The sequence below is a fragment of the Brevundimonas albigilva genome, assembly GCF_023503965.1.
GTDB lineage: Bacteria > Pseudomonadota > Alphaproteobacteria > Caulobacterales > Caulobacteraceae > Brevundimonas > Brevundimonas albigilva.
In genome coordinates this window covers 618119-630966 of sequence record NZ_CP097298.1, presented here as the reverse complement: position 1 = coordinate 630966, position 12848 = coordinate 618119, and the positions used below count along the sequence as shown (strand labels likewise).

Sequence of the window (12848 nt, the reverse complement as noted above, 5' to 3'; positions counted from 1 at the left end):
CTTAGTGGTCGTGGCTCGCGCCGGACTTCTCGATGTCCGCGCGAATGAGGAAAGCGCCGTCCACGACGTACTCGGTTCCCGGTTCCAGGCCGCCGAGCACCTCGGTCCACTCGTCGGTGCGACGACCCAGGTCGAGCATGCGGACCTCATAGGTGTTTCCCACCTTGGCGTAGACGACCGTGAAGTCGCGGAACGGCTGAAGCGCCCGGGTGTAGACCGCGAGCGGAACCTCGCCCGAGCCGACCTGGACCGATCCCTCGACCCCGAGCCCAGGCCGCCAGTTCCCTGACCCTGCCGGCAGATGAACGTGCGCCACCAGGGTCTGGCTGAGAACGTCGGCCGCAGGCAGGATGGCCTCGATCACCGCGTTGACGCGGCTGTCTCCTGTCAGGCTGCGCACCTCGACCCTCTGTCCGACCCGCACCCGCTCGGCGTCGCGCGGGTAGAGGAAGAACTCGGCGTGAAGCTGACTGGGATCGCCGATTTCCAGCATCGGCTCGCCATTGCCCGTGATCTGGCCGGGATTGACGTTCTTGACCGTGATCACGCCCGAGATCGGCGCAGTGACCGAATAGGTCTGCAGGCTCTCGCTGGATTCCACGCGCGCCAAAACCTGGCCCCGACGGACCCGGCTGCCCAATTCCACGTTCATGGAGACCACCCGGCCGGGATAGCGGGCGTGAACCTCGGCCAGGCCCTCCGGCTTGATCTCGACGCGACCGGAGAGGGGCAGCGTCTCGCCCAACACAGCCGAACCCGCCCGCTGGGTCGTCACCCCGCCGGCGCGCGCCGCCTCGGCCGTGATGATCGTTCGGCCTTCATAGGATTGGTATGTCCAGTTCGACCTCTGGCCGCCGCGCGTGGCCGCCACCGCCACGTCGAAGGAGTGGGGCTCCGAGACGATGCCCGGACTGGTCAGATAGTCGTTCTCAGCAGCGAAAGTGAAGCGGTCCACCTTCGGCCCCAGTCGGGTCAGGGCGATGGTCGCCTGGACCTGACGAGGATCGAGAGGCCGGTCGTTCAGATAGGGATAGAGGCGGAACAGGGGTTCCGGCCCCTCCTCGTAGATGGTGACTTCCAGCGAAAAGTCGCCGTCTCGAAGCAGCCGGCCGTTGTGCGGTCCGCGCTCATAGTCGGCGGCGGCGGCTTCCGCGCCTTCGCCATCGGCCGTCTCGCCGCCCCCCGAGCCGCAGGCGGCGAGAGCGAGCGCGAGCGCCATGGTGGCCGCGCCGAAAACGAGGCGCGGGTGTATAGGCTCTCATGGTTGGGTCTCCAGGCCGAGCAGGCCGGCGTGCGCGCCGGTCAGCCGGTCGAGGCGTGCGCGATCGAGGTGAAATTGTCTGAGGACGGCGACCCGGCGAGCCCGGGTCTCTAGCAGGGCGGTCTGGGCGGCGATGACGTCGTTGTAGGTGAAGCCGCCTCGATTGAAGCCGTCGCGCACCAGCACGACGGCGCGTTCCGCCTGGGGCAGGGGTTCTTCGGCGATGCGCCGAGCTTCCAGGGCTTGCGAGGCGAGCAGGACCTGGAGCCGAGCGATCTCGCGCTCGCGCTCCTGGCGCAAGGCCGCCATGTCGGCCTCCGCGGCCGCACCCTCGAACCGGGCGCGCTCGATGGCCCCCTCGTTGCGGTCGTAGCGACCGAGCGGGATCGATCCTCCGACCACAAGGCCGAGATCCTGTCCGTCCCAGAAATGGCGCACGCCGACGCTCACGGTCGCGTCAGGCACCGCCCGCGCCTGCTCCAGGCGGACACGCGCCGTCGCGACGTCGCGCTGAGCGGCCAGGACCGCCAGATCGATCTCCGTGGCGCCGCCGGCGACTTGGCGGGCCGCGCTGGTGTCCTCGAAATCCGCCGGATCGAGAGAGAACTCCGACGCGCCAACCCAGAACCGCCCCAGGGTGGCGCGCGCCAACCGGGCCTGGATCTCGGCCTGATCGAAGTCGATCTGGGCCTGGGCCAGAGCGGCCTCGGCGCGGGCTCCGGCGAACAAGGGATCACGCGCCATGTCGACCCGACGCCGCACCTCCGTTTCAAAGCGTTCCGCCAGAGCCAGTCGTTCGCGGGCGATCTCCAGTTCAGCCTGGGCGGCGAGCGCCTCGGCCCAGGCGCGTTGGACCTGTTCCAGTCGATCCAGGCCCCGGATCGCGGCCTCTGCCTGAACGATCGCGGCCTCGCCCCTCGCCAGAGCCACTCGGGCCGGCCGGTCTCCACCGCGTTCCAGGCGCTGTTCATAGGACAGCGTCGTCTCAGTGCGGTCGATGATGTCGCCGCCGAGCGTTGGAAAGTTCTCGACCATCAAGCCGAGCGTCGGGTTGGGCCGGACATCGGCTTGTCGCACGGCGGCCGCGCCCGCGCGACCGCGAGCCTCAAGACCCGCCAGGGCCGGGTCGGTGGAGGCCGCGCGACGTAGGGCTTCCTCCAGCGGAAGCTGGGTCGAAGAGGCGCTGACCGGCGATTGCGGCACGGCCTGGGCGACCGCCTGCCCGAAGGGCAGGGCGGCTGAAACAGCGAGCGCGAGCGCCGAAGCGGCGTAACGCGCCCACGGTCCGGCGTCGCCGGACAAGGGGTATCTCAAGGGATGTCTCCGAAAACAGGGCGCGCGCAGCCGTCAGGCCGCGCAGGATCAGGCGATCAGGCGCTGCTGTTTAGGAGGGTGGGACGGTCCATCGCCCCTGAGGCCGGGCGGCGCGAGACTGTCCATCGGCCCGAGACGGGCGGCTGCGGAGATCACCGCTTGCGCCGGGTGTGCCGGTGCAGCCAGGGCGACGTGAATATCGCCCCCGCTGTGATGGTGGTGATTGATGGGGCTGTCCCCGCCGGTGTCGGCGACATCGACGGCCTCGGCGATGTCGGTCGAGAGCGGCTCTGGATCAAAGGACTCATGATCGTGACCGTGGTCATGATCCTCAGAATGGTCGTGATCGACCGATGCGGTTTCCGCGTAAGCGACGCCCGGAAACTGTAGGGCGTGATCGATCCGGTGCTGCGTGTTGATCACGCCATGCGCCTGCAGGGCGATCATGACGATCACCCCGAGACAGGCGCAGACGAGACGAGCAAGGTGCGGCACGATAAATCCCCGACCTTCGCCGCTTAGGCGGAATCGGGGCGAGGCGCAACGACCGGATCGTCGCGTCGGTGTGTGGTCAGGCTCCCTCCGGCGCCCGGCACGACTACAGCAGCGCGGCTCCCACCGCGCCCGCCGCCAGGATGCAGACCGGCACGTTCCAACGGCTTTTCCAGAAATAGAGCAACAGCAGCGCCGCGCCGAAGATCGCCAGGCCCACGATGAGCGGATCGATGCGCGTCGCGGTGTCTCTCCCAAGCTCCAGCGTCGTCGCCGCGATAAGACCGACCACACCCGCCGCTACGCCTTCAAGAAGAGCCTGGAGGCGGGGGTTCTCGACCACCTGCTCCAGCCGGTCGTAGAACAGCAAGGAAAAGGCGAAGGCGGGGAGGAAGACGCCCGCCGTCATGGCTACGGCCCCGAGCGGGCCGCCGGGGACGTAGCCCACGAAGGTGGCGAAGATGATGAGGGGCGCGGGCAAGACGCCGGATAGCGCGAGGCCGTCGAGGAACTGTGCGTCGCTCATCCAACCCTGTCCAACCGCGTCGTTGCGAACAAACGGAATGGCGGTATAGGCGCCGCCGAACGTCAGGAGCCCGGCCTTCAGTCCCGAAAGGAACAGGGCCGGCAGTGAGGCTGGGCTTTGCGCCACCGTAGCCTGCGCGGAGGACACATCTTCCGGTGAGAGTAGAACGATAGCCGCGCAGGCGAGAGCCGCTCCGACCCCGACCAGAGCGGCCCAGATCGGCTGCCGCAGGGAAAACAGCGCAAACACCGCACCTGCCGCGGGCAGACTGATCCAGAACGGCGCGCCCGCCAGAGCGCCCAGGGCGCAAGCGGCCGCCACACCCCAAAGTTTGAGGGTCAGAAGAACGTGTTCGCCGATCCGGTGCACAGCGCGCACGATCAGGGCGATGACCGCCGCCTGGACCCCCAGGAAGGCGGCGCCGACTAGAGTGCCTTCCATATCCAGTGCGAAGTACGCCCAGGACAACAGCAGCATCAGCACGAAGCCCGGCGCCATGAAGCCGAGGCCGGCCAGAAGGCCGCCGATCCGTCCCTTGGCGCGCATGCCCAGGTGCACGCACAACTCGTGCGCCTCGGGTCCTGGAAGCACCTGCATCACGGCCAGCAGCCGATTGAAACGATCGCTGGATATCCAGCCCCGCGCCTCCACCAGCTCACGCCGGATCATCGCGATCTGGGCGACCGGCCCGCCCCAGGCCATGAAGCCGAAACCGAGGAAAATCAGGAAGAGTTTGCCGTAGCCCATCTCGGGCGGACCCACGTCCGACTTGCTGGGTGCAGGGGAGGGGGCTTCTATCATCTTTCCATCCATGCGCTCGAAACCACGCGCCTGACGCATGGCCTTGAGCGGGTCTTGGATGACGAAAGCCATCTGTCGCCGGGAGCCCGCGTCGCCCCGGAGCCGTAGTCATCGGCCATCAGGGATAACTTGGCAAGCCGATCGCGCAGCCCGGCGGGGTGCGCCTGGCATACTTGTGCGGTGCTGGGGACAGCGCTTTGCGGGTAGGGAGCCTCAGCCGGTGACTTCGTTCGTCTCGGCCTTGAGACGCCCCAAGCGAAGCCAGACGCCTAGTGACGCCGGAAGCGCTGCAATCGCCGCCAAGCGCGCGGCTTCCGCCTCATGACCAATGGAAACGCCGAGGCCGACCCACAAGATCGCGGCGACGATTGACCCACCGATCAGCATATCGCTGAATTGAAGCTGGAAACGAGACGGTTTCATTGAGAGGCTCCTGGCAAGTCGCCGACCCTAGATCGGAAGAATGAGTTTCTCGTGAAGCCTGGTCTGGAGTGCGAAGCTGGACGCGAGTGTGGCTGACGACCTTGGAGGGAAGCGCAGCGTCAGCGATGGCGATGGAGGCTCTGACTATGCTATTCTAGAGGCGGCAAGTGAACGTGCGGGAATCGATCGTTGATCGGAAATCGAGATTGTCAATACGTCTCGAAACATCGCGCGATCACGCAGTTTTTACATCGGCTTATTTGTTCAATGTTTTCAAGACTAGCGTGATTAATCGGTTGATAAGCCGGTGCGCTCGTAGAGCCGCTTCGATAAAGCCATTTATCTCAGGGCCTTACCGAAATCTGAGTAATCGAGTGGGAGTGACGGCGACGGCGTCGATCCGTTGAAGGTCTGACCCACGGGTCGGTTCACTCAGGCCGGGTGTCGTAAGGGCGCGGCGCGTCGCCTGGGACGGGAGGGCGCCGCGCGTCCCTGTCGGACAGGGGGTCTCGACAGGGACGGCGGGCGAAGGTCGGGTCAGAACCGGTAGGCGACGCCGACTCGCAGGTTTCGGCCGGGCAGGGGCGCGATGTCCTTGAGGAAGGAGGCGTGCTCGCGGGCTTCCTCGTCGGTCAGGTTGCGGGCCTCGGCGAACAGGGTGACGTCCTGCTGGGCGAAGGGCCGCACCGCCGCCGACAAGTTCAGCAGGGTGTAGTCGTCGGTGGGCAGTTCGAACTCGTTGGCCACGCGGTCCTGCTCGCCGATGTGGCGGACCTCGGCGCTGGCGTCGAAGCGGGTCGAGGTGAAGGCCAGGCGGCCGGTCACGGAGTAGGGCGGGATGCGCGCCGCCGGTCCGAAATCGGTCTCGGCGTGGACATAGTCGGCCGCGCCTTCCAGCGACAGGGTGCGGTCGCCGTCCTGCCAGACGGCGTAGGAGCCCTCGGCCTCGAAACCGTAGAACTTCGCGTCGGTCTGGGTGAACTGATAGACGGGGAAGTATTCGTCCTCCTCGTCGAAATAGAACTCCTCGCCGGTCGGGCGCTCGTCGATGAAGCCGTCGTACCAGGAATGATAGACGTGCAGGTCGCCCGAGAAGCGGCCCCTGTCGTAGTGGGCCGTGCCTTCCAGCGTGGTGACCTTTTCGGTGTCCAGGTTCACGTCGCCGGTCTCATAGGCGGCGGTGGCGATGTGCACGCCGTCGGCGAACAGCTCGACCTCGCTGGGCGCCCGTTCGTTGTGGGCCACGCTGAGGCCCAGGAACAGGCCCTTGGCCGGGCGCAGGAAGGCGGCGGCGGACGCCGACCAGTTGTCGAATTCGCGGTTCAGTTCGCTGTCGCCGCCGATGGGCGTGCCCTTCAGCTCGCGGCGGTCGTAGCGCAGGCCGCCCTCGAAGCCGTGGTTCCCGCGATCCAGGCGCTGGACCGTGTAGATTCCCAGTTCGTCGATATCGACGGTGGGCACGAAGGCCTCCTCGCCGATGGCCTCGAAGGTGCGCGACAGGGCCTGGACGCCCACGGCGCCGTTCCAGCCGTTGCGCTCGCGCTGGACCAGGTCGGCGCGGCCTTCCCAGCCGTCGGAGTTGAACACCGTGCCGGGCTCGCCGACATCCTCGAACTCGGTGTGGGTGTATTTCGCATGGCCGTAGGAGCCGCGCACGGCCGAGAACGGGCCGTCGTCGAAGCGGTATTCTCCGCGCGCGTCCCAGCGCTCCTGGTGCAGCTGGATGAAGACGTTCTCTTCGGCGACGGTGCCGTATTCGCTGTCGGTCTCCTTGTAGGAGAGGCCGCCGAAGCCCTTGTCGCCGATGTAGGAACCGCCGACGCCCCAGGCCTCCAGGTCGGTGTAGCTGTTGGGCTGGGAGCCCGTGTCCTCGCGTTCGACGCCTTCGCGGTCGGCCAGGCGCTGGGACATGGCCGGGGCGGGGATGTCGTAGTCGTCGGTCTTGCGCTTCACCGCATCGACGTTGAAGGCGAAGTTGCCGGCGCCGGCCGTGACGCGGGCGAAGCCGCCCCGGCCGTCATCGACGCTGGACGCCTGGGCCGACACCACGCCGTCGATCCCGCCTTCCGGCATCTTGGTGGGAATGCGGTCGTCCAGGATGTTGACCACCCCGCCGATGGCCGAGCCGCCATAGACCAGGGTGGCCGGGCCGCGGATGATCTCGATGCGGTTGGATTCCAGGATCGGCCGCCACGGCGTGGTCGGGGGAGACGGAGCTGGCGTCGATCAGGCCGATGCCGTTGGTCAGCACCTGGACGCGCGGGCCGCTGAGGCCGCGGATCACGGGGCGGCTGGCGCCGGGCGCGAAGTCCGTGGAGCGCACGCCCGGACGGCCGTTCAGCAGATCGCCCAGCGAGGCGGCCGGGGCGGTGGCCAAGGTCTCCTCGTCCAGCACGTCGGTGGCGATCACCGCCGCGCGCTGGCTGACGCCGTAGGGCGCCCCCGTGACGATGATGTCGTCGACCTGGGTGGGCGTCTGCGTCGATTGGGCGGCGGCGGCGCCGGCGCCGGCGAGAACCGACGACCCGACGGCGGCCAGAAGGAGGGATCGAGACACGGGGAGGCGGCGCATGGGGGAGACCTTCGAAAGCGAAGTTGACTTGTTATGAGATAACATCACGGCTCGTCAAGCGGCTTGGACGGAGGCTCGGGCAGACCAGACGCGCGTGTTGCGGAGCGGAAAAGCGAAGGTTCCTGGCGAAGGGCCATTGCTTTTGATAACCATTCGCACTAGTCCGGCGGCCTTGTCTTTCAGGAGATCCGTCATCATGCGCCGCCGCCTGTCCCTTCTGGCCTTTTCCGCCCTGACGCTGCCCACGGCGGCGATGGCGCAGACCGGAGGACCGGCGCAGGTCGACGACATCGTCGTGACCGCCTCGACGCGGGCCCAGCGCGTGGTCGAGGCGCCGGCGTCGATCTCCATCGTCACGGCGGAAACCCTGGCCAACCGCCCCAACGCCGACCTGACCGATGCGCTGCGCGACGTGGAGGGCGTGTCGGTCAGCGGCGGATCGAACTTCCAGGACATCTACATCCGCGGCCTGCCGGGCAGCTACACCCTGTTGCTGGTCGACGGAAAGCGCCAGTCGACCCGCGACAGCCGCACCAACGGCAACGCCGGCCTGGAGCAGAGCTTCACGCCGCCCGTCGGCGCCATCGAACGGATCGAGGTGGTGCGCGGGCCGATGTCGTCGCTGTACGGCTCCGACGCGATCGGCGGCGTGGTCAACATCATCACCAAGAAGGTTCCCGTGCGGTGGGGCGGCTCCATCGGGGCGGACTATGTGGCCCAGGAGGACGGCGACAGCGGCGACTGGAGCCAGGTTCAGGGCTATCTGGCCGGTCCGCTGGTCGAGGGCGTGCTGGGCGCGCAGATCTGGGGTCGGTCCTACCAGCGCGACGAGGACGCCATCCTGGGCGGCGTCGGCGGGGCCGAGGACTGGAACCTGACCGGCCGCCTGGCCTGGACGCCCAACGCCGACCACGAGGTGCTGGCGCAGGTCGACCGCACCGACGTGAAGCGCGAGTTCAACCCGGGCGGGACCCTGGCCGCCACGGCCGCGGCCAACTACAACACCAACGACCGGACCGCCGGCTCGCTGAGCTGGAACGGGCGCTGGGACTGGGGGACCAGCCAGCTCTCGGTGCTGCGCGAGGAGACGACGCGCGAGAACTACGCCATGAGCAGCGGCGACTTCGTCAAGAACGTCCGCGCGCCGGAGCTGACCAACACCGTCTATGACGCCCTGTTCAACATCCCCCTGGAAGGCACGCCGTTGGGCGACCACCAGCTGGTGGTGGGCGGCCAGTACATCGAGAACCAGCTTAGCGACGTGAACCCGGGGGTCGATCCGCGTCAGGCGCAGACCTTCGAGGTCTGGCAGCGGGCCCTGTTCGTCGAGGACGAATGGCGGCTGAGCCCGCAGTTCGCCCTGACCGGCGGGCTGAGGTTCGACGATCACGAACGCTATGGCTCGCACTGGAGCCCGCGCCTGTATGCGGTGTGGACGCCTTCGGAGGCGTGGACGATCAAGGGCGGGATCTCGACCGGCTTCCGCGCGCCGGAACTGCGTCGGGTCGCCGAAGGCTACGCCTACACCACCGGCGGGGCGACCTGCACCGTCGGGCCGACGGGCACCTGCGGCGTCATCATCGGTGATCCGGACATCGTGCCGGAGACCAGCACCAACTACGAGGTCAGCCTGCTGTGGAACCCGTCGCGGACCCTGTCCGCCAGCGCCACGGTCTTCCGCACCGAGTTCAAGGACAAGATCGACAGCGCCCTGGTCTATAACGAGGACGGCTCCATTGCGCGCTGGAGCGAGAATCCGAACTACCGGCTGTACTACTGGTACAATCTGCAGGACGCCGAACTGCAGGGGGTGGAGCTGTCGGGGCGGTGGCGGCCGTTCGCGGCGTTGGGCCTGAAGGCGGGCTACACCTACACCGACTCCGAGCAGAAGTCGGGGACCTACGCCGGCCTGCCGCTGTCGCGCACGCCCGAGCACATGGCCAACATCCGCGCCGACTACGACGCCGCGGCGAACCTGAACCTGTGGGGCGCCGTCAACTACCACGGCGAGGAGATCAACGCGGGCCTGCGCGTCGGCTCGAACGGCGAGCCCGTCCTGAACGGTTCGACCCAGGTGGGACGTCGCTACCCCAGCTACACCACCATCGACATCGGCGCGAACTGGCGGGTGACGCCGGCGGTCAGCGTGAAGCTGGGCGTCTATAACCTGGCCGACGAGGACATCGACGTGGCGGATTACGACTTCCAGGGCGACGGCCGTCGCGGCTGGATCGGCGTGAACTACGAATTCTGATGGCGAGACCGGGCGTCATTGTGATCGCCGCGTTGCTGGCCCTGATCGCCGCGCCGGCGATGAGCCAGGCGCGCGGACAGGCGCCGGCGGGACCGACCGTGGCCGAGGAAGGGTCCGCCTACTACGGCTTCGAACACCTGAGCGTGCCCTCGCGGGATGGAGCGCGGCTGTATCGGGTGCGGATCGCCACGCCGAAGAAGGCGCCGCCGGCGCAGGGCTATCCGGTCGTCTATCTGCTGGACGGCGACGCGGCCCTGGCCCGGATAAGCGAGCCGCTGCTGGCGCGGCTCGACGCCGGCGACCCGCCCGTCATCGTGGCCGTCGGCTACGAGGGCGACCGGCAGTTCGACGTCCTGGCGCGCGCCCTGGACTATACGCCCGCCGCGCCCGACGGCCGGCCTGTCGCCGACCCGGCGGGACGCCCCGGCGGCGGAGCGGACGCCTTCCTGGACGTCCTTGAGGGCGAGATCGCCCAGGCGGCGCAGGGCCGGGCGGCGCTGGATCCGCATCGGCGCGCGATCTGGGGCCACTCCTACGGCGGCCTGTGCGTGCTGCACGCCGCCCTGACCCGGCCCGCGTCCTTCGACGCCTATTACGCCGCCAGCCCGTCCCTGTGGTGGAACTACGGATCGGTCTTGGAAGAGGTCGACCCGTTCCTGGCCGCGCCGCCCCCGGCGGGGCTGCGCCTGACGCTGATGAGCGGCGGGGAGGAGGTCGCCGGTCGCTCGGCCGGCCGCCGCACCCATCCCATGTGGTCATCCGTGCCCTCCAGCGCGATCCGCACCCTGGCCGAGCGGCTGGAGGCGGCGGGCGTGACCGCGCGTTACGAGGAACTGCCCGGCCTCGGCCACGGCCCCATGCTGGGCGCATCGCTGGAGCGCGCCCTATTGTCCATCGCCGGCGTCGCGTCGGCGGCCTGAGGAAGTGCGAATGAACCCGTCCCGACGCATCCTGTTGAGCGGCCTCGGCGGCCTGGCGCTGCTGTCGGCCTGCGGTCGGCGCGACGAGGCGTCAGCGGGCGGCGAGGGGCTGACCGACCTGCGCGACCGGGCCGTGCGCGCCCTGCCGCCCGGCGGCAAGCTGAGCATCGACGACGGCCGCACCTGATCGCCCTGTCGCTGATCCATCCGGACCCGGTGTCGCTGCTGGCAGCGTGGAGCGGGGACGTCAATCGCATCAGCCCGGACATGTACCGCGCCTTCGTCGACAAGTTCCCGACCCTGCCCGACGTGCCCAAGATCGCCCAGTCCGGCCAGGCCTTCAACGCCGAGGCGGTGCTGGCGGCGGGGCCGGCGACGGCGGTGGTGTCGCTGGGCTCCGGCCCGACCGACGCCCAGGCCGCGCAACTGGAGGCGGCCGGCGTCTCGGTGGCCTTCATCGACTTCTTCTCGCACCCCTTCCAGAACCAGTCGCGCAGCCTGGCGCTGCTAGGCGACCTGATCGGCCGGCGCGCGCAGGCGGACGCCTTCAACGCCTTCAAGGCCGCCCGGCTGGACGCCATCGCCGCCAAGGTCGCCGCGATCCCGCAAGACCGCCGCCCGACCGTCTTCCTGGAGCCTCATGCGATGATCAGCCCGGACTGCTGCGCCTCTCCGGGCAAGGGCAACATCGGCGACTACATCGCCTTCGTCGGCGGCCGCAACATCGGCGCCGACGTGCTGGACCAGCCGACGGGCAAGCTGAACCTGGAATATGTCATCCAGCGCGATCCCGACGTCTATATCGCCACCGGCGGGCCGCACCTGGCCAAGGCGGGCGGCTTCGTGGTGGGGCCGGACTTCACGGCCGAGCAGTCGCAGGCCGGCCTGCGCCGCGTGGCGGGCCGGGCGGGCATATCCACCCTGAAGGCGGTGCGCCAAGGTCGCGCCCACGGCCTGTCGCACCAACTGATCAACTCGCCCATCGACGTGGTGGCGGTCGAGGTTCTGGCCAAGTGGATCCATCCCGACCTGTTCGTCGACCTGGATCCCCGCGCCACGCTGGACGAGATCAACCGTCGTTTCCTGGCCGTGCCTTATCGCGGCGACTACTGGGCCGACCTGAAGACCGCCTGACCTTCCCCGGATAGGAGCAAGCTGATGAACACCCTTCGTTTCGCCGCCGCGACCGCCGCCCTGCTGGCGTCCGTCGCGCTTCCCGCCCTGGCGCAGGCGCAGGCTCAGGCCCCGACCGCCCCAACCGCGTCCGCCCCGGCCCGCGCCGCCGCGCCGACGGTGGTCAAGTCCGTCAAGGTCGAGCCGGGCGGCCTCTATCAGATCGTCTTCAATCCGGCGGACAGCACCGTGCTGGTCGCCGCGGTCGGCCCGCGGGGCGAGACGCGCGGCGCCGTGGCGCGGCTGAACGCCGACCTGACGCCGGGGGCGGCGATCGACGTTTCGGCCAATCCGCTGTACGGCCTGGGCTTCAACAGCCGCACCCAGATCCTGTACGGCACCGCGACCCGTTCGGGCTCGGTGGACGCGGTCGACGTCCGCACCGGCCAGGTGGTGGCCCACATCACCGATGGCGACGACGATTCCGCCCACGTGCGCGAGGCCGTCGTCGATGAACGACGCAACAAGGTCTATGTCACCATCGTCGGCGGCGAGGCCGGGGATGCGAGCCGCCCGAACCAGGTCTGGGTCATCGACGGCGCGACCAACACCCTTGAGCGCAAGATCGACGTTCCTGTCGGGGGCCTGACCGGCGCGGCGCTGGACGTCGAGAACAACCGCCTGTTCGTGACCGGCATGAGCTCGGGCGACATCGCCGCCATCGACCTGGCGACGGGCGAGGCGACCGGCCGCTGGCCGACCGGCAGCGAGCGGCCCACCAACGTCGCCTTCGACGCGCGCGGCGGGCGGCTGTTCGTGGCCAGCCAGGGCTCCGGCGACCTGACCGTCATGAACGCCGCAGACGGCGCGATCATCAAGAAGACGCCGACGGGCGAGGGGGCGCTGAGCGTCGCCTACAACCCTGGCGTCGACCAGATCTATGTCGCCAACCGTCAGGCGGGCACGGTCACGGTGGTCGGCGGCGCGGACTACGCCGTCCTGGCCAATCTGCAGACGGGCACCTTCCCCCAGACCATCGCCATCGATCCCGCGACCAACGCCGTCTATGTGACGAACAAGGCGCGGGGCCTGCCGCGCAACGCCCCGGCCGGCACGCCGGCGCCGGTCGATCCGGCGGGCGACACCGTCACCCTGATCCGTCCCTGACCGAG

12 protein-coding genes are annotated in these 12848 nt (G+C 68.8%); 5 read left to right on the top strand and 7 right to left on the bottom strand.

The genetic code is table 11. The annotated features are described in order from the left end of the window. Nucleotide 1: 1 nt before the first annotated feature. The 7 genes from MU852_RS03315 to MU852_RS17225 all read right to left on the bottom strand — a co-directional run bounded on the left by MU852_RS03315 (nt 2) and on the right by MU852_RS17225 (nt 7389). Complete coding sequence (locus MU852_RS03315; protein WP_249751008.1) at nt 2-1219, bottom strand: efflux RND transporter periplasmic adaptor subunit; 1218 nt, start codon at nt 1217-1219, stop codon at nt 2-4. Nucleotides 1220-1258: 39 nt separating this feature from the next. Then, nucleotides 1259-2575 carry a TolC family protein gene (locus MU852_RS03310; RefSeq protein WP_249751007.1) on the bottom strand — a complete coding sequence of 439 codons (1317 nt, stop codon included), beginning with the start codon at nt 2573-2575 and terminating at the stop codon, nt 1259-1261. Nucleotides 2576-2623: 48 nt separating this feature from the next. Next, nucleotides 2624-3022: a hypothetical protein gene (locus MU852_RS03305; RefSeq protein ID WP_249751006.1), complete on the bottom strand. Its 399-nt coding sequence runs from the start codon at nt 3020-3022 to the stop codon at nt 2624-2626. Between the two features lie 151 nt (nt 3023-3173). Beyond that, nucleotides 3174-4466: a chromate efflux transporter gene (gene chrA, locus MU852_RS03300; protein ID WP_283843767.1), complete on the bottom strand. Its 1293-nt coding sequence runs from the start codon at nt 4464-4466 to the stop codon at nt 3174-3176. A gap of 141 nt (nt 4467-4607) precedes the next feature. Then, complete coding sequence (locus tag MU852_RS03295; protein ID WP_249751005.1) at nt 4608-4817, bottom strand: hypothetical protein; 210 nt, start codon at nt 4815-4817, stop codon at nt 4608-4610. Between the two features lie 537 nt (nt 4818-5354). Beyond that, on the bottom strand, nt 5355-6926 hold the full coding sequence (locus tag MU852_RS03290) for a TonB-dependent receptor domain-containing protein (RefSeq protein ID WP_283843766.1): 1572 nt from the start codon (nt 6924-6926) through the stop codon (nt 5355-5357). Continuing rightward, nucleotides 6835-7389 carry a Plug domain-containing protein gene (locus MU852_RS17225; protein WP_283843765.1) on the bottom strand — a complete coding sequence of 185 codons (555 nt, stop codon included), beginning with the start codon at nt 7387-7389 and terminating at the stop codon, nt 6835-6837. Before MU852_RS17225 ends, MU852_RS03290 begins: the two co-directional genes overlap by 92 nt. A 196-nt stretch (nt 7390-7585) precedes the next feature. Between MU852_RS17225 and MU852_RS03280 the strand changes: the two genes are divergently transcribed. The 5 genes from MU852_RS03280 to MU852_RS03260 are packed head-to-tail and all read left to right on the top strand — an operon-like array spanning nt 7586 to nt 12843. Beyond that, nucleotides 7586-9643 (top strand): TonB-dependent receptor domain-containing protein, encoded by a 2058-nt coding sequence (locus tag MU852_RS03280; protein ID WP_249751004.1) that lies wholly within the window; start codon nt 7586-7588, stop codon nt 9641-9643. Next, on the top strand, nt 9643-10563 hold the full coding sequence (locus MU852_RS03275; RefSeq protein WP_249751003.1) for an alpha/beta hydrolase: 921 nt from the start codon (nt 9643-9645) through the stop codon (nt 10561-10563). The genes MU852_RS03280 and MU852_RS03275 overlap by 1 nt, the downstream gene beginning before the upstream one ends. A 10-nt stretch (nt 10564-10573) precedes the next feature. Beyond that, nucleotides 10574-10750: a hypothetical protein gene (locus MU852_RS03270; RefSeq protein ID WP_249751002.1), complete on the top strand. Its 177-nt coding sequence runs from the start codon at nt 10574-10576 to the stop codon at nt 10748-10750. 29 nt (nt 10751-10779) lie between these two features. Beyond that, nucleotides 10780-11697: an ABC transporter substrate-binding protein gene (locus tag MU852_RS03265; RefSeq protein ID WP_249751001.1), complete on the top strand. Its 918-nt coding sequence runs from the start codon at nt 10780-10782 to the stop codon at nt 11695-11697. A 24-nt stretch (nt 11698-11721) separates the two neighbouring features. Beyond that, nucleotides 11722-12843, top strand: coding sequence for a YncE family protein (locus tag MU852_RS03260; protein WP_249751000.1), 1122 nt, complete (start codon nt 11722-11724; stop codon nt 12841-12843). The last annotated feature ends 5 nt before the right edge of the window (nt 12844-12848 follow it).